Genomic DNA, 20,340 nt, shown 5'->3' with positions numbered 1-20,340 from the left:
TGACCCGGTTCTGCTGCTACGGCGCCAGAACTCTAAAAAATACAACAGTAAGAGTGGAGCACTATGACTAAGGCTACTAAGCAGATTTCCAAACTGTTTGCCGCTATGGTTCTGGCCGGGGTTGCCAGCCATTCGTTCGCAGCTGACACCATCAAAATCGGTATCGCCGGTCCTAAAACCGGTCCAGTAGCCCAGTACGGCGACATGCAGTTCAGTGGCGCGAAAATGGCCATCGAGCAGATCAACGCCAAGGGCGGCGTCGACGGCAAGAAACTCGAAGCCGTTGAATACGACGATGCCTGCGATCCGAAACAAGCGGTAGCGGTAGCGAACAAGGTCGTCAACGACGGCGTCAAGTTCGTGGTCGGTCACCTGTGCTCCAGCTCCACTCAGCCAGCTTCGGACATCTACGAAGACGAAGGCGTGATCATGATCACCCCGGCTGCCACCAGCCCGGATATCACCGCCCGTGGCTACAAAATGATCTTCCGCACCATCGGTCTCGACAGCGCCCAGGGCCCTGCCGCCGGCAACTACATCGCCGATCACGTGAAACCGAAAGTGGTTGGCGTGCTGCACGACAAGCAGCAGTACGGTGAAGGCATCGCCACCGCCGTGAAATCGACCCTCGAGAAGAAAGGCACCAAGGTTGCCGTCTTCGAAGGCGTCAACGCTGGCGACAAGGACTTCTCCGCCATCATCGCCAAGCTCAAGCAAGCCGGCGTCGACTTCGTCTACTACGGCGGCTACCACCCGGAGCTGGGTCTGATTCTGCGTCAGGCTCAGGAAAAAGGCCTGAAAGCCCGCTTCATGGGTCCGGAAGGCGTGGGTAACGACTCGATCACCCAGATCGCCAAGGACGCGTCCGAAGGCCTGCTGGTGACCCTGCCGAAATCCTTCGACCAGGATCCGGCCAACGTTGCCCTGGCTGACGCGTTCAAAGCCAAGAAGGAAGATCCGAGCGGTCCGTTCGTGTTCCCGTCCTACTCGGCAGTGACCGTGATTGCCGAAGGCATCAAGGCAGCCAAGTCCGAAGACGCTACCAAAGTGGCTGAAGCCATCCACGCCGGTTCGTTCAAGACCCCGACCGGCGACCTGAGCTTCGACGACAAGGGCGACCTGAAGGACTTCAAATTTGTCGTGTACGAGTGGCACAACGGCAAACCTAAAACCGAAGTTTCGCCTCAGTAAGGCCTTGCCCGACTGACTGCCAATAAAGCCCACGGCGTGCCGTGGGCTTTGTTTTGCGAATGTATGGGCCGCGCTGGCGTGATCCGCCAGTCGGCCCACCTGAAAATCTCAAAACCGTCATCAGCGGTTCGCTGGCAAAACCCGGATTCGAAGTGGATAGAGATCCACGGGGCCGGGCGGGAAAATGACTCCACCAGTGAAATGCGTACAGGTTTTTAGGAGCGCTGTAATGCCTGACCTCTATCACTTCTTCCAACAGCTGGTTAACGGCCTCAACGTTGGCAGCATGTATGCCCTGATCGCCATCGGCTACACGATGGTCTACGGCATCATTGGAATGATCAACTTCGCCCACGGCGAGGTGTACATGATCGGTTCCTACGTGGCCTTCATCGCCATCGCCGGGCTGACCATGATGGGACTCGACAGTGTCCCGCTGTTGATGACCGCGGCGTTCATCGCCAGCATCGTCGTCACCAGTTCCTACGGTTACAGCATCGAACGGATCGCCTACCGCCCCCTGCGCGGCAGCAACCGTCTGATCCCGCTGATTTCTGCCATCGGTATGTCGATCTTCCTGCAGAACACCGTTCTGCTGGCGCAAGACTCCAAGGACAAAGCTATCCCCAACCTGATCCCGGGCAACTTCGCCTTCGGTCCGGGTGGCGCACAAGAAGTGCTGATTTCCTACATGCAGATCGTGGTGTTTGTGGTGACCCTGATCGCCATGCTCGGCCTGACCCTGTTCATCTCCCGTTCCCGTCTGGGCCGCGCCTGCCGCGCCTGTGCCGAGGACATCAAGATGGCCAACCTGCTCGGCATCAATACCAACAACATCATCGCCCTGACCTTCGTCATCGGTGCTGCGCTGGCCGCCGTTGCCGCAGTGCTGCTGAGCATGCAATACGGCGTGATCAACCCCAACGCTGGTTTCCTCGTCGGCCTCAAGGCCTTCACCGCTGCGGTACTGGGCGGCATCGGCAGCATCCCCGGGGCAATGCTCGGCGGCCTGGTGCTCGGTGTAGCGGAAGCGTTCGGTGCCGATATCTTCGGCGACCAGTACAAGGACGTCGTTGCGTTCGGCCTGCTGGTTCTGGTGCTGTTGTTCCGTCCGACCGGCATTCTGGGCCGTCCGGAGGTTGAGAAAGTATGACTAGGAATCTTAAACAGGCACTGTTCAGTGCCTTGCTGGTGTGGGCGGTGGCCTACCCGGTACTCGGTCTGAAACTGACCATCGTCGGCATCAATCTGGAAGTGCACAACACCAGCCCTGCGGTACTCGCGACCATCGCGATCTGCTCGGTGCTGATGTTCCTGCGCGTGCTTTTCAATCAGCAGATCAGCAAGGCCTGGCGCTCCTCGCCGGGCATGCCGTTGATCCCGGCCAAGGCCAGCAACTTCCTGACCCTGCCAACCACCCAGCGCTATTTCATCATTGCGCTGATTCTGATCGCCCTGGTCTGGCCGTTCTTCGGCTCCCGTGGCGCGGTGGATATCGCAACGCTGATCCTGATCTACGTGATGCTCGGCCTGGGCCTGAACATCGTCGTCGGTCTGGCCGGTCTGCTTGACCTGGGCTACGTCGGTTTCTACGCCGTCGGCGCCTATAGCTACGCGCTGCTGTCGCATTACTACGGCTTGAGCTTCTGGATCTGCCTGCCGATTGCCGGCCTGATGGCGGCGACGTTCGGCTTCCTGCTGGGCTTCCCGGTGTTGCGTCTGCGCGGCGACTATCTGGCGATCGTGACCTTGGGTTTCGGCGAAATCATCCGTCTGTTCCTGCGTAACCTGACCGATATCACCGGTGGCCCGAACGGCATCAGCAACATCGAAAAACCGACGTTCTTCGGCCTGACCTTCGAGCGCAAAGCCGCCGAAGGCCTGCAGACGTTCCACGAGTATTTCGGTCTGCAATACAACTCGATCAACAAGGTGATCTTCCTTTACCTGGTTGCGCTGTTGCTCGCACTGGCCGCGCTGTTCGTGATCAACCGTCTGCTGCGCATGCCGATCGGCCGTGCGTGGGAAGCACTGCGTGAAGACGAAATCGCCTGCCGCGCGTTGGGCCTGAACCCGACCGTGATCAAGCTCTCCGCCTTCACCCTGGGCGCTGCGTTCGCCGGTTTCGCCGGCAGCTTCTTCGCCGCGCGTCAGGGCCTGGTGACGCCCGAGTCGTTCACCTTCATCGAGTCGGCGATCATCCTCGCCATCGTCGTATTGGGTGGCATGGGCTCGCAACTGGGCGTGATTCTGGCGGCGATCGTGATGATCCTGTTGCCGGAAATGATGCGTGAGTTCAGCGAGTACCGCATGTTGATGTTCGGTGCGCTGATGGTACTGATGATGATCTGGCGTCCACAAGGTCTGCTGCCGATGCAACGCCCACACATGGAGTTGCGCAAATGAGCCGCGAGATCCTTAAAGTCGAAAATCTGAGCATGCGCTTCGGCGGCTTGCTCGCGGTCAACGGCGTGGCGCTGACCGTCAAGGAAAAGCAGGTGGTTGCCCTGATCGGCCCGAACGGCGCCGGCAAGACCACCGTGTTCAACTGCCTGACCGGCTTCTATCAGCCTACCGGCGGCAGCATCCTGCTCGACGGCGAGCCGATCCAGGGCCTGCCGGGCCACAAGATCGCCCTCAAAGGCGTGGTGCGGACCTTCCAGAACGTGCGTTTGTTCAAGGACATGACTGCCGTCGAGAACCTGTTGATCGCCCAGCACCGTCACTTGAACACCAACTTCCTGTCCGGCCTGTTCAAGACCCCGGCGTTCCGCAAAAGCGAGCGCGAGGCCATGGAATTTGCCGAGTACTGGCTGGAAAAGGTCAATCTCAAAGAGTTCGCCAACCGCACCGCCGGCACCCTCGCCTACGGCCAGCAACGGCGTCTGGAAATCGCCCGCTGCATGATGACCCGCCCGCGGATCCTCATGCTCGACGAACCGGCCGCCGGCCTGAACCCGAAGGAAACCGAAGACCTCAAGGCGCTGATCGGTGTGTTACGCGAAGAGCACAACGTTACCGTGCTGCTGATCGAACACGACATGAAACTGGTCATGAGCATTTCCGACCACATCGTCGTGATCAACCAGGGCACGCCGCTGGCCGACGGCACGCCGGAACAGATCCGCGACAATCCTGAAGTGATCAAAGCCTACCTGGGGGAAGCGTAAATGCTGCAGTTCGAAAACGTTTCCACCTTCTACGGCAAGATCCAGGCCCTGCACAGCGTCAACGTCGAAGTCCGTCAGGGCGAGATCGTGACGCTGATCGGCGCCAACGGTGCCGGCAAATCCACGCTGCTGATGACACTCTGCGGTTCGCCGCAGGCGCACAGCGGCAGCATCCGCTACATGGGTGAGGAACTGGTCGGCCAGGACTCGTCGCAGATCATGCGCAAGAGCATCGCCGTGGTCCCGGAAGGGCGTCGGGTGTTTGCCCGTCTGACCGTTGAAGAAAACCTGTCGATGGGCGGATTTTTCACCGACAAGGGCGACTATCAGGAACAGATGGACAAGGTTCTCGGACTTTTCCCACGCCTGAAAGAACGCTTCAACCAGCGCGGCGGCACCATGTCCGGCGGCGAACAGCAAATGCTCGCCATCGGCCGTGCGCTGATGAGCAAGCCCAAGCTGCTGCTGCTCGACGAGCCGTCGCTGGGTCTGGCGCCGATCATCATCCAGCAGATCTTCGACATCATCGAACAGCTGCGCAAGGACGGTGTGACGGTGTTCCTGGTCGAGCAGAACGCCAACCAGGCACTGAAAATCGCTGACCGCGCCTACGTTCTGGAGAACGGCCGCGTGGTCATGCAAGGCACCGGTGAAGCGCTGCTGACCGACCCGAAAGTACGCGAGGCGTATCTCGGCGGTTGAGTGTTATCGCTGCACAAAAAAACGGCCTTCGGGCCGTTTTTTTATTTCCTGAGTACCACCAAAGTAACCCTGTGGGAGCGAGCCTGCTCGCGAAAGCGCTCTGTCATTCAACATTATGGGTGGCTGACACACCGCCTTCGCGAGCAGGGATACAGCTGAAGCCAAAATTTTTTATAATTTTCCCCCCCCGCCTGTAACGCATCCCCGCACCCGTTCTCTAGAGGGACAAGCAAGCACAAACCGCTTGCAGAAACCCTGATAAAAACTGGAGAAACATCATGACTGCGACTACCCGTACCCTGTCCGCCACCGCCCTGGTTCTGGCCCTCGGTTCCGCTCTGAGCATCGCCACTGTCTCCACTGCCCAGGCCGCCGATGCCAACATGGAAAAATGCTTCGGCGTGGCCATGAAAGGCAAGAACGATTGCGCCGCAGGTGCCGGGACTACCTGCGCCGGCACGGCGAAAATGGACTACCAGGCCAACGCCTGGAAGCTCGTTCCGAAAGGCACCTGCGCCACCACCGAAAGCAAAACCTCGCCGACCGGTTTCGGTCAGCTCGAAGCCTTCAAAGCCAAGTCCTGATCCACGGCCTGCCTGAGTGACGCCCATGTTCAGTCATCACGAACCGTCCCTGCCGCGCACTCAGGCAGCTCGCTCCGAGCTCCCTGCCCGCGCCGGGCTGGGGCTCAAGACCGGGCACTTCCTCGAAGTGCTCGGCTCCTTACCGGACCTCGGTTTCTTCGAAGTCCACGCCGAAAACTACATGGTGGCCGGCGGCCCGTTTCATCATTTCCTCGGTCTGATTCGCCAACAGTACCCGCTGTCACTGCATGGCGTGGGACTGTCGATCGGTGGCGAAGGCGCGCTGGACAGCCAGCACCTCAAACGCCTCGCCGAGCTGATCGAGCGCTATCAACCGCAAGCCTTTTCCGAACATCTGGCGTGGTCGAGCCACGGCCCGGTGTTCCTCAATGACCTGCTGCCACTGGCTTACGACACGCCGACGCTGAACCGCGTCTGCGCGCACATCGACCAGGTGCAGAACACTCTGAAACGACCGATGCTGCTGGAGAACCCGGCCACCTATCTGGGGTTTGAGCACTCGACGATCGACGAGGCCGAGTTCATCGCCGAAGTGATCCGCCGCAGCGGCTGCGGCTTGTTGCTCGACGTCAATAATGTCTACGTGTCGTGCATCAATCATCAGCGCGATCCTTTGGCCTACCTTGATGCGTTACCGCTGCACGCAGTCGGCGAGATTCATCTGGCCGGCTTCGCTGAAGATTGCGATAACCTCGGCGACCGCTTGCTGATCGACGATCACGGCGCGCCGGTTGATCAGGCCGTCTGGGATCTGTACCGGCAAGTGCTGCAACGTATCGGCCCGGTGGCGACGCTGATCGAACGTGATAATCAGGTGCCGGCCTTCGACGTTTTGCTCGCCGAAGCGCAGCAAGCCGAGACGCTGTTGCGCCGCGCAGAGCGTGCGGCATGAGCACGCAAGCGGACTTCGCCGCCGCCCTGCTCAATGCGCAACTGCCGTATCCCAAGGGCCTGTGCAGCCGCAACGGCGCTGATCCGTCGCGGCGTTTCGCGGTCTATCGCAACAACGTGCAGAGCTCGCTGATCAATGCCCTGGCCGACAGCTATCCGGTGGTGCAGCAGTTGGTCGGCGAGGAATTCTTCCGCGCCATGGCGGCGATTTTCGTCCAGAGTCAGCCGCCACACAGTCCGTTGATGGGCCGCTATGGCGAGCACTTCGCCGACTTCATCGCACAATTCGAACCCATTGCCGGCGTGCCTTATGTGGCTGATGTCGCGCGACTCGAGCACTTGCGCACTGTCGCCTACCACGCCGCTGATGCGCAGCCGATCCGGCCTGAACAAGTCAGTGCCGCCCTGGCCGATCCGCAGTCGCTGAGTGCGCTGTGTTTTGAATTGCATCCCTCGCTGCACCTGCTCGACTCTGCTTTTGCGGTGGTGGCGATCTGGGCCGCGCATCAGCAGGAGCCAAGTCTGGCGGGCATTGGCCTGAATCAAGGCCAGCACGCCCTGGTGCTGCGCAATGGTCTCGACGTTGAGGTGTTTGCGCTTGAAGCGGGTGCGAGCGTGTTCATTGGTCATCTGCTCCAGGGTTCGCCACTGCTCGCGGCGGCAGAAAACAGCCCGCCGTTCGATCTCGCCCAAACCCTCGCCTTACTGATTGCGCATAACGCGATCACCCAGCTGAATTACAAGGAGTTGCCATGAAGGCTTTTATCCTGCGCGTCATCGCGCTGTTCGAAACAATCCCGCACAGCCTGATTGCCTTCATCGCGCGTTTTTCCATCGCTGCGGTGTTCTGGAAATCCGGGCAAACCAAGGTCGAAGGACTGGCCATCGACTTGATTGACGGCACCTTTGAACTGGGCTGGCCACGTTTGGCCGATTCGACGATTCCGCTGTTTCAGAGCGAGTACCACCTGCCGCTGCTCTCGCCGGAAATTGCCGCGCATCTGGCGGCGTCTGCCGAGCATGTGTTTCCGCTGCTGATCCTGCTCGGCTTCGCCACACGGTTTTCGGCGCTGGCATTGCTGGGCATGACCCTGACTATCCAACTGTTTGTCTACCCGGATGCCTACCCGACCCATGGCACTTGGGCGGCGGTGTTGCTGTATCTTATGGCGACCGGGCCGGGCAAATTGTCGATCGATCAGCTGATCGCGCGCCGTTTCGAAAAATAAGATCCCCGCTGTGGGAGCGAGCCTGCTCGCGAAAGCGGTGTGTCATTCAACATCGGTATCGACTGAACTGACGCATTCGCGAGCAGGCTCGCTCCCACACGGAAATCACATCAGCGCTGGAGTCGATCCAGCGCCTCGCCACTGCGTTTGAACCAGCCCATCAGATAATCCGCGAGCACCTGCGTGCGTTTCGGCAATCCCCCCTGATACGGGTGCACCAGATACATCGGCATGCGTCGGGTCTGGTAATCGCGCAGCAACCAGCGCAAGCGGCCGTCCGCCAGTTCCGCTTGCAGGAGATACGACGGCAAACGGGCGATGCCGGCACCGGACAGCGCTGCTTTTTTCAGCAGGTTGTAATGGTTGCTGGCGAACGGACCCGAGACCCGTACCCGCAACAACTCGTGCTGCTGGTGATACAGCCATTCTTCGCGGCCGCTGTAATGGCTGTTGAGCAGGCAACGATGCTCAGCCAGTGACTGCGGCGTCGCCGGCTCGCCGAAGCGCTCGAGGTAGGCTGGGCTGGCGCAGGTCATTTCGTGCCACGCCAACAGCGGCTTGGCCACCAGCCGATCGTCATTGGCCACTTCGGCACGAATCGCCAGATCAAAGCCATCGCGGGCCAGATCGCGATAGCTATTGTTCAGCTCCAACTCGATCTGCACCTCCGGGTATTGCCCGGAAAACTCCAGCAATAAGCCATCGAAGAAGGTTTCGCCGAGCGACACCGGAACCGTCATGCGCACGGGACCGGCCATGTCGTCCTTCAAACGCGCCAAAGCCTGCCGCGCGCGTTCGACCTGAACCACCAGAGCCTGAGCCTGCGGCAGCAACGCCGCCCCTGCCGCCGTCAGACTCAAGCGCCGGGTGGTGCGTTGCAGCAATACCACACCGAACTGCGCTTCGAGCTGGCTGATGCGCTTGGACAACTGGCCCTTGCTGCAGCCCAACTGCTGCGCGGCGAGGGTAAAACTGCCGGCCTCGATCAGCACGGCGAATGCAGCAAGGTCATCCATTTCGCTCAAGGATTGTTTCCATTTGAAAACCAAAGGTTGCCTATTAGTGCGCTTATCCGCAGAAAAAACCACTCTAGACTGAAACCTCATTCACACACATGGGGTACAGCTCGATGAAAATTCTGTTGATAGGCGCCGGCGGCACCATCGGTTCGGCGGTGGACAAAGAATTGTCGCAACGCCACGAGGTCATTCGTATCGGCCGCAACAGCGGTGACTTGCAAGTGGATATCAGCGACAGCGCGTCGATCCGCAAGCTGTTCGAGCAGACCGGCAAGTTCGATGCGCTGATCTGCGCGGCGGGCAACGTGACCTTCGCAGCGCTGGACGAGATGACTGGGGACAGCTTCGCCCTCGGCCTGAAAGACAAGCTGATGGGCCAGGTCAACCTGCTGCTGATCGGTCGTGAGTTCGCCAATGACGGCGCCTCGTTCACCTTCACCACCGGCGTGCTCAGCCACGATCCGATTCGCAGCGGCGCCTCGGCAGCACTGGTCAACGGCGCCCTCGACAGCTTCGTCCGCGCCGCCGCCATCGAACTGCCGCGTGGCCTGCGGGTGAACTCCGTGAGCCCGACCGTGCTGACCGAAACCCTGGGCAAATACGCGCCCTACTTCCGTGGCTTCAAGCCGGTTCCTGCAGCGGAAGTGGCATTGGCCTACGCGAAAAGTGTCGAAGGCCTGCAAACCGGTCAGACGTTTCACGTGGGTTAAGGCCCTTGTGATGAACGGTCAGGCTGCGTAACGTGGCGACACTTGTCTGGAGAGCCAAAGATGCGTGTTGCCCGTTCGTTCGTCCTCGTTGCCCTGCTGCCGATGTTTGCCGCCTGCCAGTTGTTCGACGGCCAGCGTGAAATTGTGTCCCATGCCGGGCAGACGCGGATGCAGGGGCAACTGACCGCCGCCAACGGCAAACTGGTGTTCCAGCCGTGCCAGGAGCAGCGGCAACTGGTGGTCAACGACATCGGCGGCACCAGCGTCCTGCAAGAAGCCGCCACCCTCGCTGACGAGCAGGGCAAGCTGTTTGCCGATGTGCGCGGCAAGGTTTCCGGCGATCGTCTCGACCTCGGCCAGTTATATCGCGTCGAGCGCTCGGGCACGGCCTGCGACGACCCGAATTTCAAACTGCTGATCCTGCGCGCCGCCGGCGATGGCCCGGAGTGGAACGTCAAGGTCAGCGGCAAAGGCATGGTCATCGAGCGCGACGGCCAGGCTCCACTGGCCGTGCCGTATGTGGAAGAGCAACTGGGCGACGGCCGCTTCAATCTCAGCAGCGAAGCCAACAACCAGCGCATCGAATTGTGGGTCGCGCCACAGCGCTGCGTCGACAGCAGCACCGGCAGCGTGCAGCACATGAGCGCCGAGTTGCGCATCGACGGTCAGGTGCAGCGCGGCTGCGGCTATTTCGGCGGCGCGCGTAACGACTGATCGTTTTTCCCCCACGGATCCGCTCGCGGCGGCTTATAATCGCCGCCTTTAAACGCCCTGGCGCAGTTGTGCGCCCCGCGAATCCGGATCCCCGCCATGTTACGAATCACTGAACTCAAGCTGCCAATCGACCATCCCGAAGAAGACCTGCGCACCGCCATCGTGCAACGCCTGGGCATCGCCAGTGATGATCTGCTCGATTTCACCTTGTTCAAGCGCAGCTATGACGCGCGCAAAAAGTCCTCCGAACTGTGCTTCATCTACACCATCGACCTCAACGTACGCGACGAGGCCAGAGTGTTGAGCAAGTTCGCCGACGACCGTAACGTCAACGTGGCGCCGGATGTCAGCTACAAATTCGTCGGCCAGGCACCGAGCGATCTCGGCCAGCGGCCGATCGTCGTCGGTTTCGGCCCGTGCGGCATCTTCGCCGGCCTGCTGCTGGCGCAGATGGGCTTCAAACCGATCATTCTCGAACGCGGCACCGAAGTCCGCCAGCGCACCAAGGACACCTGGGGCCTGTGGCGCAAAAGCGTGCTCAATCCCGAGTCCAACGTACAGTTTGGCGAAGGCGGCGCGGGCACGTTCTCCGACGGCAAGCTGTACAGCCAGATCAAGGACCCGAAATTCCTCGGCCGCAAAGTCCTGCACGAGTTCGTCAAGGCCGGTGCGCCGGAAGAAATCCTCTACGTCAGCAAGCCGCACATCGGTACGTTCCGCCTGACCGGTATGGTCGAAAACATGCGCGAGCAGATCCGCGAACTGGGCGGTGAAGTGCGCTTCCAGGAGCGCGTCAGCGACGTGCTGATCGAAGACGGCCAACTGGTCGGCGTGCAACTGGCCAGCGGCGAAACTCTGCATTCGAAGCATGTGGTTCTGGCCCTCGGTCACAGTGCCCGCGACACCTTCCGCATGCTCCACAGCCGTGGCGTGTTCATGGAAGCCAAGCCATTCTCGGTGGGTTTCCGCATCGAGCACCCGCAATCGCTGATCGACCGCGCGCGTCTGGGCAAATACGCCGGCCACCCGAAACTCGGCGCTGCCGATTACAAACTGGTGCACCACGCCAAGAACGGGCGTTCGGTCTACAGCTTCTGCATGTGCCCGGGCGGCACCGTGGTCGCGGCGACGTCCGAGCCCAATCGCGTGGTCACCAATGGCATGAGCCAGTACTCGCGTAACGAGCGCAATGCCAACTCCGGCATCGTTGTCGGCATCACCCCGGAAGTCGATTATCCGGGCGGCCCGCTCGCCGGTATCGAGTTGCAGGAGCGCCTCGAATCTCACGCGTTCATCCTTGGCGGCAGCGACTACAAGGCCCCGGCGCAACTGGTTGGCGACTTCATCAACGGCAAGCCGTCGACCGAGCTGGGCGAAGTCGAGCCGTCGTACAAGCCGGGCGTTGCCTTGGGCGATCTGGCGCTTGCGCTGCCGGACTTTGCCATTGAGGCGATCCGTGAAGCCTTGCCGGCGTTCGAGAAGCAGATTCGCGGTTATTCCCTGCACGACGCCGTGCTGACCGGAATCGAGACGCGCACTTCATCGCCTCTGCGCATCACCCGCAACGAGTCGCTGCAGAGCATGAACATCAAAGGCCTGTTCCCGGCCGGTGAAGGCGCGGGCTATGCCGGCGGAATTCTCTCGGCGGGTGTCGACGGGATTCGCATTGCCGAGGCAGTGGCTCGCGATATCCTCGGCCTGGAAGCCTGATCCGCATAAGCTGACGCAACACAAGCCCGGTGGGAGCGAGCTTGCTCGCGAAAGCGGCCTGTCAATCAACGAAGATGTTGAATGTGACTCCGCATTCGCGAGCAAGCTCGCTCCCACAGTGGTTTCTGCGTTCAGCTTTAGATATTCGCGCGCAGCACCGAGGTCGGCAGCGCCTCCCCGCGCTCGGCACTCGCCGCCACTGCTGCAATCAACTCACCCAGTTCGAAACCCTGCGCTTTCAACCATTCCTGGTCGTAATAAGTGTCGGCATAACGCTCGCCGCCATCGCACAGGATCGCCACGATCGACCCCGACTGCCCCGCCGCTTTCATCTGCTGCGCTGCCATCAGCGCACCGATCAGATTGGTCCCGCTCGACCCGCCGACATGCCGCCCCAAACGCTGCGCCAGATAATGCATGGCCGCCAGGGACAGGGCGTCCGGCACCTTGACCATCGCATCGATCACCTTGGGCAGGAACGACGCTTCCACCCGAGGCCGGCCAATGCCTTCTATGCGCGAGCCGCAGTCCAGGCGCAGGCTGGCATCTCCGGTCTGGTAAAAATCGAAGAACACCGAACGCTCGGCATCGGCACACAACACGCGGGTGCAGTGCTGGCGATAGCGCACGTAACGGCCGAGGGTCGCGGTGGTGCCGCCGGTGCCGGGGCTGGAAATCAGCCAGGTCGGCTCAGGGTGTTTTTCGTAGCGCATCTGCTGGAAGATCGACTCGGCGATGTTGTTGTTCGCTCGCCAGTCGGTGGCGCGTTCAGCGTAAGTGAACTGATCGATGAAGTGACCGCCATGCTCGCGGGCCAGGCGCTCGGATTCGGCGTAGATCTGCGTCGGATCCTGCACCAGATGGCTCTGGCCGCCGTAGAAGGCAATCTGGGCAATCTTTTCTTTCGAAGTGGTCGCGGGCATCACCGCGATAAACGGCAAACCGAGCATGCGCGCGAAATACGCTTCGGAAATCGCCGTCGAGCCGCTGGACGCTTCGATCACCGGCGCGCCGGGTTTCAGCCAGCCGTTACACAGCGCGTAAAGGAACAGCGAGCGGGCCAGGCGGTGCTTGAGGCTGCCGGTCGGGTGGCTGGATTCGTCCTTGAAATACAACTCGATGCCGGCAAAACCGGGCAGCGGCAAAGGGATCAGGTGGGTGTCGGCGCTGCGCTGGAAGTCCGCCTCGATGATGCGGATGGCTTCGCGGGCCCACTGTCGGTTGTCGCTCATGGTTTCGGTTCTCGTTGAATCAGCCAGAAGATCGGTCTTCTGAAAAAGGTCTGCCGCAAGCTTAGGAAAAATCCCGCAGGCGGCAAAGATACAGCTGAGTCTCAATGTGTCAGGCAACTGCTAGGCTCAGTGCTGCCCGTACCAGACAGCCTGTAACGACATATAACAAAAAAGAATATAACTTTTGTTTTAACAACTAACGGTACGGGTTAGGGTGTTTCACCTTTTTCTCGATTCGATGGAGAGCGACCTTGCCTCTGCGTAGCACTTTCACGCGTTTCTTTCAGTTGGAAGCCGCCAGCGGTCTGCTATTGATCGCCGCAGCCGTTCTCGCGCTGATCATCAACAACTCACCGCTGTCGTGGCTGTACACCGGCCTGCTCGACACTCCTGTGGTGGCGCAGATCGGCGCGTTGAAAATCGCCAAACCTCTGCTGCTGTGGATCAACGACGGCCTGATGGCGATGTTCTTCCTGCTGATCGGCCTGGAAGTGAAACGCGAAGTGCTCGACGGCCAATTGTCCAAGCCTTCGCAAATCGTCCTGCCCGGCGCAGCGGCGATCGGCGGCATGCTGGTGCCGGCGCTGATCTACTGGTTCCTCAACCGCGACAACCCCGCCGCCCTGAGTGGCTGGGCCATTCCGACCGCCACCGACATCGCCTTCGCCCTCGGCGTACTGGCGCTGCTCGGCAAGCGCGTGCCGGTGTCGCTGAAACTGTTCCTGATGACCCTGGCGATCATCGATGACCTCGGCGCCATCGTCATCATCGCAATCTTCTATTCCGGCGAACTATCGACCCTGTCCCTCGGCCTGGCAGCTGCGTGCATTGCCGCGCTGGTGGCGATGCACCGGCTCGGCGTGGTCAAGCTCGGGCCGTACATGATCATCGGCCTGATCCTCTGGGTCTGCGTGCTCAAGAGCGGTGTCCACGCGACACTGGCCGGCGTGACCCTGGCTTTCTGCATTCCCCTGCGCACGAAAAACGCCGAGTCGTCGCCGCTGCTGACCCTCGAACACGCGCTGCACCCGTGGGTCGCCTACGGCATCCTGCCGCTGTTCGCCTTCGCCAACGCCGGCCTGTCACTGAGCGGCGTCACCGTCGAAAGCTTCACCCACGACGTACCGATGGGCATTGCTATCGGCCTGCTGTTGGGCAAGACCATCGGCGTGTTCGGCCTGACCTGGCTTGCGGTCAAGATCGGCATCGCCGCCCTGCCCCAAGGCGCCAACTGGGGCCAGGTCCTCGGCGTCGCGATCCTCTGCGGCATAGGCTTCACCATGAGCCTGTTCGTCGGCTCGCTGGCCTTCGAACCGGGCGTGAGTGATTACGCCGGCATGGATCGCATGGGCATCCTCACCGGCTCGATCCTAGCGGCGGTGATTGGTTATGCGGTGACGGCGGCGGCGAGTCGCAAGAATTCACAACTGCAATAACCCCTGTGGCGAGGGAGCTTGGCCCTCGCCACAGATTTCTCGCCTTACAGTTACGCAGCGAACAATCCCCACGTCATTAGCGACCCGTCCTACAGCCACACTTTCCCCGCTTCGATAACGTCGTGCAGCCCCTTTCCGAGGGGCTGTCGATGATGAACGAAGGGACGATCAGTGGCGCGGAACAAGGACATTCCCCGGGTGCAAAACCCGCCGGAGGGCGACGGACATCACGTTACCTGGCGGTATATGACGGCCGCAGAACTGGCCGAGCGCGAAGCCGGGCAAAACGCTTACGACGCGATGCTGGCGCGGCAGGAGGCGTTCGAGCGCAGCCGTGAAGTGGCTGCGAAAAAACCTGAAGCCGTGCGTGCCGGCTGTGTATTCGCCAAGTCCTGCAAGTTGCCGGATGCGATTATCGATTACAGCAATCCTTCCGGCATGGTGCCGACCGACAGCCTGAAGGATTACGGCGAGCTGATCCTGCTCGGCGCTCGCGAAGCCGACCCAAGCGGCGGCATTCCTCTGAAGAAAATCAGCGCCAACGCCATCCCGGTCGGGTTCGGCAGTCTGGCACTAGCAGGCTCGGCTTTCGAAGCGCTGCCGGCGCTCGCCTCCCCTGCGGCGGCTGCGTCTTTGGTGGGGCTGGTTGCGCTTTTGATGCCATCCAGCCTGGGCGACAGCGCGCTCTACACCGATGAGCAACTAAGCACACTCAAACAAGCCCGAACCCGCGTACGCCTGCGCGTCGAGCAACAGGCCGATGGCAGCCTCAAGGGTTACGGTTTCTACACCGGTAAGAACCGCGCTTGGGAAATGGTCGATGTCGTCCAATTCACTGCGCGCGGCGACCGGTTCGTTGCCGATCTGGGTGAAGGCGTCGAACTGCTCTGGACCCCGGCGGTGAATGGCTCGGACATTCTCGGCATTCCAGCGCTGGAGGCCGCACCGCAGGCACCGCATATCTGGGTGTATCCACCGACGAAAGCGGCGGACGGGATACTGGTGAATCCGGTTTATCCGCCGGAGTATCGGGATTTTATTTTGGTGTTTCCGATGGGGTCGGGTGTTAAACCTCTCTACATCGTAATCAACGAGGCGCGTAAAGGTTTAGCGGCCGCAGGACATAGCTACCATAAAGCTCCCAGAACTGAAGAAATCACTGCGTTCCCTGGTCTGAAGATCGCAAAAAAAATGAATCCGGTACAAGGCGGTGGAGGACTTCGAAAACGATGGACAGATGCCAAGGGCAAGAGAATTTACGAATGGGACTCAATGCACGGTGAACTGGAAGAATATCGTGCAAGTGATGGAGCCCACTTGGGAGCGTTTGACCCGGCGACAGGGGAACGACGAGAAGATCCCAAACCTGAGAGAAGCATCCGAAGGAAATACTTGTGAGGTAGTGATGGGACTGAAAATAGTTTTGGAGTGGTACGACAAGAGAACCGCCATTGGCCAAGGCGAGGAATTTTCCAACGATTTAGGCGACGATGAGTCCGTACTAAATGCATTGGGGATCCCAGTCGAAAACAATATAAACAATGGCGGATTCGATGTCCTAGGACACTGGGTGGACATTATCCAGCCTTTTTTTCAACACCCTATCGCCATGGACATATACGACTATCAAATTGCTTTTGAGTACAGCGACAACTGGTAATACTTCACATGATCTACGTCATTGAGGCTTTCGACAAAACGACTGACCTTCTCGTATTCGAGGAAAAAATTCCGTGCGGACATGATGAAAAAATAAAACTCATCATGGGTTGGACTGAAGAACAATGGGGCTGGGAAGGGTACGATCTTGAACGGCATCAGCTTGAAGCGTTGGAGAAATTACTCGTCAAAAAAGTTCATGACGCTATGTGCTATTTCCAGCTGACGTGTAACCTGAGCACGCAGTAAATATATAAAAACCCCGACCAGTCACCTGATCGGGGTTTCATTTGCCCAGCTTCTCGCTTAGTGCGAAACGCGGCTGGTTCCGCCAACGGTGGAGATCCGTACCCGCTCGCCAACGCGGAATACTTCATTCTCCTGAACCTGCTGCACATAGGCGCGCATGCTGCCGTCGTCTTCGCGGACGGTGATTTCCACGCCCTGGGTGCGGGTCAGGCCTTCTTCGGTGGCCGAGCCAAGCAGGCCGCCGGCCACTGCGCCGATGACCGCAGCGACGATGCTGCCCTTGCCGCCGCCGATGGCGCTGCCGCCGACGCCGCCGACCACTGCGCCTGCTGCGCCGCCGATCGGGGTCTTGGTGCCTTCGATTTTTACCGGGCGCAGGGATTCGATGGTGCCCATGCGAATCGTCTGTACACGACGCGCTTCGTCACGGGAGTAGGAGTCGCCGGTGAGGCTCGATTGGCAGCCGGTCAGCAACATCGCCATCGTCGAAAAGGAAGCAACCAGCAGAACAGACTTACGCATAGCATCAACTCCAAAAGAACATGTGTTCATTAAACCCCGTGGCCTGGCGCCTGTCACGACACCATCCGGATTAAATTGGCTTCCATTCAGGCCTGGTACAGATGCCCGCAAGCGTCCACTCAAGGTAGCGTCAAATCAGCGATCCTGCGCCATCCGCGTTTATCTCGCTCGGTAGACTGCTCAGGGTGCCAGTCGTTCCAGAATCCACTCGGTGCCCTGGAGGCGGTAGTTGAGGCGATCGTGCAGGCGGCTCGGCCTGCCCTGCCAGAACTCGATGCGCTCGGGCAACAAGCGGTAACCACCCCAATGTTCCGGGCAGTGCGGCTGGGTATCGCTGAAGCGTTGCTCGGTGGCCTTCAGCAAATCTTCCAGCTCGCCACGACCGTTGATGACCCGGCTCTGCGGCGAGGCCCAGGCGCCGAGGCGGCTGCCCAGCGGACGCACCTGATAATAGGCATCGGACTCTTGCGCCGTGACCTTGATCACCCGCCCCTCGATGCGCACCTGGCGCTCCAGGGTTGGCCAGAAGAAGGTCATGGCGGCAAACGGGTTGGCCGCCAGATGCTGGCCCTTGGCGCTGTCGTAGTTGGTGAAGAAGGTGAAGCCCTGCTCGTCCAGGCCCTTGAGCAACAGAATGCGGCAATGCGGACGACCGTCGGCATCGACTGTGGCCAGGGTCATGGCATTGGCTTCTACCGGCGCCTGCTCGGTTTTCACCGCATCGGCGAACCACTGGTGAAACAGCGCAAACGGCTCGGCCGGGGCTTGCGCCTCGGTCAAACCGTCACGGGTGTAGTCGCGACGCATATCGGCCAGAGCCTGGGTCATGGCGGATTCCTTTTCGTTAGCGGATCACTTTTTAGCGGCGTCGGCTGCGGCGACTTTCTTGTCGGTCGCGGCGGCTTTGGCTGGCGCAGTCTTTTTCGCCGGAGTCTTGGCCGGGGCCTTCTTCGCAGGTGCCTTGGCGGCAGCTTTCTTGGCTGGCGCTTTTTTCGCCGCAGGGGCAGCAGTTTTCTTGGCAGCAGGCGCCGGGGTGGCGGGTTTAGCCACTGGCTTGACGTCCTGCGCAGCAACCATCGTCACCGGCTTCGGCGCCGGCATGTTGTATTTGCTCAGCAGCGCAACCATGGTGTTTTGCGGCGTCACCAGCAGTTCGACACGACGGTTCAAGGCACGGCCTTCAACGCTGTCGTTGGCCGCACGCGGCGCTTCGGAACCCATCCCGCGCAGCATCAGGCGATCGCGCTGCAAGCCGCTGAGGCGGAAGATCGCCGCCACCGATTGCGCACGTTCCTGGCTCAGCTTGACATTGGCTGGCGCGGCACCGCTGGTGTCACTGTGACCGAGCACCAGCACTGCGGTTTTCGGGTCGGCTTCAAGGATTTTTGCCACGCGAGTGAACGGGCCAAGGGTGACCGGCAGCAGCATCGCCGGGCGGTCCGGGTTGAACGAGCCTTCGACCGGCGCAGTCACCACCAGTACGTTGTCGCGACGCTCGAGTTGCAGATTGCTGTCTTTCACCGCTTCACGCAGACGCGGTTCGTAGTCATCGAGCCAGGCTTGAGTCACCTTCGGATCCGGCATCGGCACGGCTTTGACGGTTGGCTGATCCTTGCCGCCGAACGGCCACCACCATTTGCCATTGGACTGCGCCTCGGCTTTGGCCACCTCGACCGGTTTGGCTTCCGGTTTGACCTCGGCTTTCAGATCAGCCTTGACCGCTTCATCGCTGGAACCGAACGGCCAGTACCACGGGTTGCTGCTCTCGGCCTTGGCCACTGGCGCAGTCGCCGCAGGTTTCAAAGGAGCCGGAGCCGGAGCCGGATCTTTGGCCGCGACTTTGTCGGAAGATCCGAACGGCCACCAACTGCCGCCGTCTGCATCGTTTTTCGGAGTCTGTGCGCAACCGGTGATCGCTACACACAGGGCCAGGGCGAGGGTCTTTTTAGATGACATTGAAAATCCACAAAATGAAGTAATGAAAAATCAGAGCACTTTCGCCCGGATAAACAGCCGTTTTGAAACGAAAATCCCTTCGAGGTTCCGACCCTGGAACCTCTGTTGAAGCTTTACAGACAAGTGGCAAGCACCCGCGCCAGCTTTTGCGCGCGCGGATCCATCAAAACGTAAGGCCCCAGGGTATTTGTCACGAAACCGAAGGCGACATCGTGCTCAGGATCAGCAAAACCGATCGAGCCGCCCGCTCCCGGATGGCCGAACGCGCGTGGGCCGAGGCCGTAGGTGGCGTTGGGCACATCCGGTTGATCGAGCATGCAGCCGAGGCCGAAACGGGTGCGGGTGAGCAAGGTCTTGTCGTCGCCGATGCTGTGCTCGCGGGTCAGCTCTTCGAGCATCTCGCTCTCGAGCAGGCTGCCATCGAGCAGGCCGGCATAGAACCCGGCGAGACTGCGCGCGTTACCGTGGCCGTTGGCCGCCGGTTGCTGCATGCGTCGCCATTCCGGCTTGTTGGTGCTCGTCAGGACTGACGGCGGATTGGTGAAGGCACGGGTGGTCATGGCAGTCGGTTCGCGCATGGTCACTTGCAGCAGGCGCTGCGCCGCCGCGTCGCCGGCGTTGCCCTTGCCACGGGCGATGTGCGCCACGCGATGAAACTCTTCGTCGGCCAGACCCACATGGAAATCCAGGCCCAACGGTTTGGCAACCCGAGCGACAATCGACTCACCCGGCCCACGACCGTCGGCGCGGCGCAGCAATTCGCCGACCAGCCAACCGTAGGTGATCGCGGCATAACCGTGATCGGTGCCCGGCGTCCACCATGGCGCTTCGGCCGCGAGGGCGTCGACCATGGTTTGCCAGTCGTAAAGGGCTTCAGGGGCGAGCAGTTCGCGCAGCGCCGGCAGGCCAGCCTGATGGCAAAGCAATTGGCGCAGGGTGACGGATTCTTTGCCGGCGGCGGCGAATTCCGGCCAGTAGCGGGCAACCGGGGCATCGAGTTGCAACTTGCCTTCGGCCACCAGTTGCAGCGCGGTAACGGCGGTGAAGGTCTTGGTGCAGGAGAACAGGTTGGCGATGGTGTCGCTGTGCCAAGCCTCGGCGCCGTCCTTGTCGGCAGTACCGGACCAGAGGTCGAGGACGGTTTCTCCACCGACCTTGATGCACAGGGCTGCGCCGCGTTCCTGGGGATCGTCGAACAGTGCGGCGAAAGCCTCGCGCACCGCTTCGAATTGAAGCTCGTAATGTCCCTGAATCTGCACCCGCAACTCCCCCGCGAAAACGCTCTACAAAGTGGCCCGCATTGTTCCAGCCCTTGAGGGATTTGGGAACAGGCGCGGGCCAGACG

Annotated in this window: 22 protein-coding genes; 16 read left to right on the top strand and 6 right to left on the bottom strand. The window is 60.6% G+C overall.

Annotated features, from left to right (window positions below):
• Positions 1 to 63 precede the first annotated feature (63 nt).
• The 9 genes from OC605_RS16950 (at position 64) to OC605_RS16910 (ending at position 7,788) form a co-directional block, all read left to right on the top strand.
• Positions 64 to 1,191, top strand: a complete 1,128-nt coding sequence (locus OC605_RS16950; RefSeq protein ID WP_016771354.1) for a branched-chain amino acid ABC transporter substrate-binding protein — start codon at positions 64 to 66, stop codon at positions 1,189 to 1,191.
• A gap of 229 nt (positions 1,192 to 1,420) precedes the next feature.
• A complete protein-coding gene (gene livH / locus OC605_RS16945) occupies positions 1,421 to 2,344 on the top strand; it encodes a high-affinity branched-chain amino acid ABC transporter permease LivH (protein ID WP_016771355.1) in 924 nt (307 codons plus the stop codon).
• Positions 2,341 to 3,597: a high-affinity branched-chain amino acid ABC transporter permease LivM gene (locus OC605_RS16940; protein WP_016771356.1), complete on the top strand. Its 1,257-nt coding sequence runs from the start codon at positions 2,341 to 2,343 to the stop codon at positions 3,595 to 3,597. The genes livH and OC605_RS16940 overlap by 4 nt, the downstream gene beginning before the upstream one ends.
• The gene (livG, locus tag OC605_RS16935) at positions 3,594 to 4,361 is read left to right on the top strand and encodes a high-affinity branched-chain amino acid ABC transporter ATP-binding protein LivG (protein WP_016771357.1); all 768 of its coding nucleotides are present in this window, start codon (positions 3,594 to 3,596) and stop codon (positions 4,359 to 4,361) included. Before OC605_RS16940 ends, livG begins: the two co-directional genes overlap by 4 nt.
• Positions 4,362 to 5,063: an ABC transporter ATP-binding protein gene (locus OC605_RS16930; protein WP_003222380.1), complete on the top strand. Its 702-nt coding sequence runs from the start codon at positions 4,362 to 4,364 to the stop codon at positions 5,061 to 5,063.
• Positions 5,064 to 5,341: 278 nt separating this feature from the next.
• Positions 5,342 to 5,647, top strand: a complete 306-nt coding sequence (locus OC605_RS16925) for a DUF2282 domain-containing protein (RefSeq protein WP_016771358.1) — start codon at positions 5,342 to 5,344, stop codon at positions 5,645 to 5,647.
• Positions 5,648 to 5,672: 25 nt separating this feature from the next.
• Complete coding sequence (locus OC605_RS16920; RefSeq protein WP_262138327.1) at positions 5,673 to 6,560, top strand: DUF692 domain-containing protein; 888 nt, start codon at positions 5,673 to 5,675, stop codon at positions 6,558 to 6,560.
• The gene (locus OC605_RS16915) at positions 6,557 to 7,315 is read left to right on the top strand and encodes a DUF2063 domain-containing protein (protein ID WP_262138325.1); all 759 of its coding nucleotides are present in this window, start codon (positions 6,557 to 6,559) and stop codon (positions 7,313 to 7,315) included. Before OC605_RS16920 ends, OC605_RS16915 begins: the two co-directional genes overlap by 4 nt.
• On the top strand, positions 7,312 to 7,788 hold the full coding sequence (locus OC605_RS16910; RefSeq protein WP_262138323.1) for a DoxX family protein: 477 nt from the start codon (positions 7,312 to 7,314) through the stop codon (positions 7,786 to 7,788). The genes OC605_RS16915 and OC605_RS16910 overlap by 4 nt, the downstream gene beginning before the upstream one ends.
• A gap of 110 nt (positions 7,789 to 7,898) precedes the next feature.
• Here OC605_RS16910 and OC605_RS16905 read toward each other — a convergent pair whose 3' ends face one another.
• Positions 7,899 to 8,813, bottom strand: a complete 915-nt coding sequence (locus tag OC605_RS16905) for a LysR family transcriptional regulator (protein WP_262138322.1) — start codon at positions 8,811 to 8,813, stop codon at positions 7,899 to 7,901.
• Positions 8,814 to 8,917: 104 nt separating this feature from the next.
• On the opposite strand from OC605_RS16905, the gene OC605_RS16900 reads away from it, so the two are divergent.
• The 3 genes from OC605_RS16900 to OC605_RS16890 all read left to right on the top strand — a co-directional run bounded on the left by OC605_RS16900 (position 8,918) and on the right by OC605_RS16890 (position 11,941).
• Positions 8,918 to 9,517, top strand: a complete 600-nt coding sequence (locus OC605_RS16900; protein WP_262138320.1) for a short chain dehydrogenase — start codon at positions 8,918 to 8,920, stop codon at positions 9,515 to 9,517.
• A gap of 60 nt (positions 9,518 to 9,577) precedes the next feature.
• A complete protein-coding gene (locus OC605_RS16895) occupies positions 9,578 to 10,231 on the top strand; it encodes a COG3650 family protein (protein ID WP_130926990.1) in 654 nt (217 codons plus the stop codon).
• A gap of 96 nt (positions 10,232 to 10,327) precedes the next feature.
• On the top strand, positions 10,328 to 11,941 hold the full coding sequence (locus OC605_RS16890) for an NAD(P)/FAD-dependent oxidoreductase (RefSeq protein ID WP_262138317.1): 1,614 nt from the start codon (positions 10,328 to 10,330) through the stop codon (positions 11,939 to 11,941).
• A 137-nt stretch (positions 11,942 to 12,078) separates the two neighbouring features.
• Here the strand turns inward: OC605_RS16890 and OC605_RS16885 are convergent, their stop codons facing one another.
• Entirely contained in the window at positions 12,079 to 13,173 is a 1,095-nt protein-coding gene (locus OC605_RS16885) for a PLP-dependent cysteine synthase family protein (protein ID WP_262138315.1), read from the bottom strand.
• A gap of 251 nt (positions 13,174 to 13,424) precedes the next feature.
• Here OC605_RS16885 and nhaA point away from each other — a divergent pair, with 251 nt between their 5' ends.
• The 4 genes from nhaA (at position 13,425) to OC605_RS16865 (ending at position 16,517) form a co-directional block, all read left to right on the top strand.
• Entirely contained in the window at positions 13,425 to 14,609 is a 1,185-nt protein-coding gene (gene nhaA / locus OC605_RS16880) for a Na+/H+ antiporter NhaA (RefSeq protein WP_262138314.1), read from the top strand.
• A 171-nt stretch (positions 14,610 to 14,780) separates the two neighbouring features.
• The gene (locus OC605_RS16875) at positions 14,781 to 16,007 is read left to right on the top strand and encodes an S-type pyocin domain-containing protein (protein ID WP_262138312.1); all 1,227 of its coding nucleotides are present in this window, start codon (positions 14,781 to 14,783) and stop codon (positions 16,005 to 16,007) included.
• A 7-nt stretch (positions 16,008 to 16,014) separates the two neighbouring features.
• Positions 16,015 to 16,269: a cloacin immunity family protein gene (locus OC605_RS16870; protein ID WP_262138310.1), complete on the top strand. Its 255-nt coding sequence runs from the start codon at positions 16,015 to 16,017 to the stop codon at positions 16,267 to 16,269.
• An 8-nt stretch (positions 16,270 to 16,277) separates the two neighbouring features.
• Positions 16,278 to 16,517 carry a hypothetical protein gene (locus OC605_RS16865; protein ID WP_262138308.1) on the top strand — a complete coding sequence of 80 codons (240 nt, stop codon included), beginning with the start codon at positions 16,278 to 16,280 and terminating at the stop codon, positions 16,515 to 16,517.
• Positions 16,518 to 16,574: 57 nt separating this feature from the next.
• Here OC605_RS16865 and OC605_RS16860 read toward each other — a convergent pair whose 3' ends face one another.
• The 4 genes from OC605_RS16860 to OC605_RS16845 form a co-directional block, all read right to left on the bottom strand.
• Positions 16,575 to 17,039: a glycine zipper 2TM domain-containing protein gene (locus OC605_RS16860; protein WP_016771369.1), complete on the bottom strand. Its 465-nt coding sequence runs from the start codon at positions 17,037 to 17,039 to the stop codon at positions 16,575 to 16,577.
• A 180-nt stretch (positions 17,040 to 17,219) separates the two neighbouring features.
• Positions 17,220 to 17,867, bottom strand: coding sequence for a pyridoxamine 5'-phosphate oxidase (gene pdxH, locus OC605_RS16855; protein ID WP_262138306.1), 648 nt, complete (start codon positions 17,865 to 17,867; stop codon positions 17,220 to 17,222).
• 24 nt (positions 17,868 to 17,891) lie between these two features.
• The gene (locus tag OC605_RS16850; RefSeq protein ID WP_262138304.1) at positions 17,892 to 18,995 is read right to left on the bottom strand and encodes an OmpA family protein; all 1,104 of its coding nucleotides are present in this window, start codon (positions 18,993 to 18,995) and stop codon (positions 17,892 to 17,894) included.
• A 113-nt stretch (positions 18,996 to 19,108) separates the two neighbouring features.
• On the bottom strand, positions 19,109 to 20,254 hold the full coding sequence (locus OC605_RS16845) for a serine hydrolase domain-containing protein (protein WP_262138302.1): 1,146 nt from the start codon (positions 20,252 to 20,254) through the stop codon (positions 19,109 to 19,111).
• Positions 20,255 to 20,340 lie beyond the last annotated feature (86 nt).

The organism is Pseudomonas sp. Marseille-Q5117, from assembly GCF_946901175.1.
Taxonomy (GTDB): Bacteria; Pseudomonadota; Gammaproteobacteria; order Pseudomonadales; family Pseudomonadaceae; genus Aquipseudomonas; species Aquipseudomonas iranensis.
This window is presented reverse-complemented; position numbering and strand designations above follow the sequence as displayed.

What these genes read in the sequence shown, in the direction of transcription:
- OC605_RS16950 (WP_016771354.1), top strand. Translation starts at nt 64, where the DNA reads ATGACTAAGGCTACTAAGCAGATTTCCAAACTGTTTGCCGCTATGGTT.
- livH (WP_016771355.1), top strand. Translation starts at nt 1,421, where the DNA reads ATGCCTGACCTCTATCACTTCTTCCAACAGCTGGTTAACGGCCTCAAC.
- OC605_RS16940 (WP_016771356.1), top strand. Translation starts at nt 2,341, where the DNA reads ATGACTAGGAATCTTAAACAGGCACTGTTCAGTGCCTTGCTGGTGTGG.
- livG (WP_016771357.1), top strand. Translation starts at nt 3,594, where the DNA reads ATGAGCCGCGAGATCCTTAAAGTCGAAAATCTGAGCATGCGCTTCGGC.
- OC605_RS16930 (WP_003222380.1), top strand. Translation starts at nt 4,362, where the DNA reads ATGCTGCAGTTCGAAAACGTTTCCACCTTCTACGGCAAGATCCAGGCC.
- OC605_RS16925 (WP_016771358.1), top strand. Translation starts at nt 5,342, where the DNA reads ATGACTGCGACTACCCGTACCCTGTCCGCCACCGCCCTGGTTCTGGCC.
- OC605_RS16920 (WP_262138327.1), top strand. Translation starts at nt 5,673, where the DNA reads ATGTTCAGTCATCACGAACCGTCCCTGCCGCGCACTCAGGCAGCTCGC.
- OC605_RS16915 (WP_262138325.1), top strand. Translation starts at nt 6,557, where the DNA reads ATGAGCACGCAAGCGGACTTCGCCGCCGCCCTGCTCAATGCGCAACTG.
- OC605_RS16910 (WP_262138323.1), top strand. Translation starts at nt 7,312, where the DNA reads ATGAAGGCTTTTATCCTGCGCGTCATCGCGCTGTTCGAAACAATCCCG.
- OC605_RS16900 (WP_262138320.1), top strand. Translation starts at nt 8,918, where the DNA reads ATGAAAATTCTGTTGATAGGCGCCGGCGGCACCATCGGTTCGGCGGTG.
- OC605_RS16895 (WP_130926990.1), top strand. Translation starts at nt 9,578, where the DNA reads ATGCGTGTTGCCCGTTCGTTCGTCCTCGTTGCCCTGCTGCCGATGTTT.
- OC605_RS16890 (WP_262138317.1), top strand. Translation starts at nt 10,328, where the DNA reads ATGTTACGAATCACTGAACTCAAGCTGCCAATCGACCATCCCGAAGAA.
- OC605_RS16885 (WP_262138315.1), bottom strand. Translation starts at nt 13,173, where the DNA reads ATGAGCGACAACCGACAGTGGGCCCGCGAAGCCATCCGCATCATCGAG.
- OC605_RS16870 (WP_262138310.1), top strand. Translation starts at nt 16,015, where the DNA reads ATGGGACTGAAAATAGTTTTGGAGTGGTACGACAAGAGAACCGCCATT.
- OC605_RS16865 (WP_262138308.1), top strand. Translation starts at nt 16,278, where the DNA reads ATGATCTACGTCATTGAGGCTTTCGACAAAACGACTGACCTTCTCGTA.
- OC605_RS16860 (WP_016771369.1), bottom strand. Translation starts at nt 17,039, where the DNA reads ATGCGTAAGTCTGTTCTGCTGGTTGCTTCCTTTTCGACGATGGCGATG.
- pdxH (WP_262138306.1), bottom strand. Translation starts at nt 17,867, where the DNA reads ATGACCCAGGCTCTGGCCGATATGCGTCGCGACTACACCCGTGACGGT.
- OC605_RS16850 (WP_262138304.1), bottom strand. Translation starts at nt 18,995, where the DNA reads ATGTCATCTAAAAAGACCCTCGCCCTGGCCCTGTGTGTAGCGATCACC.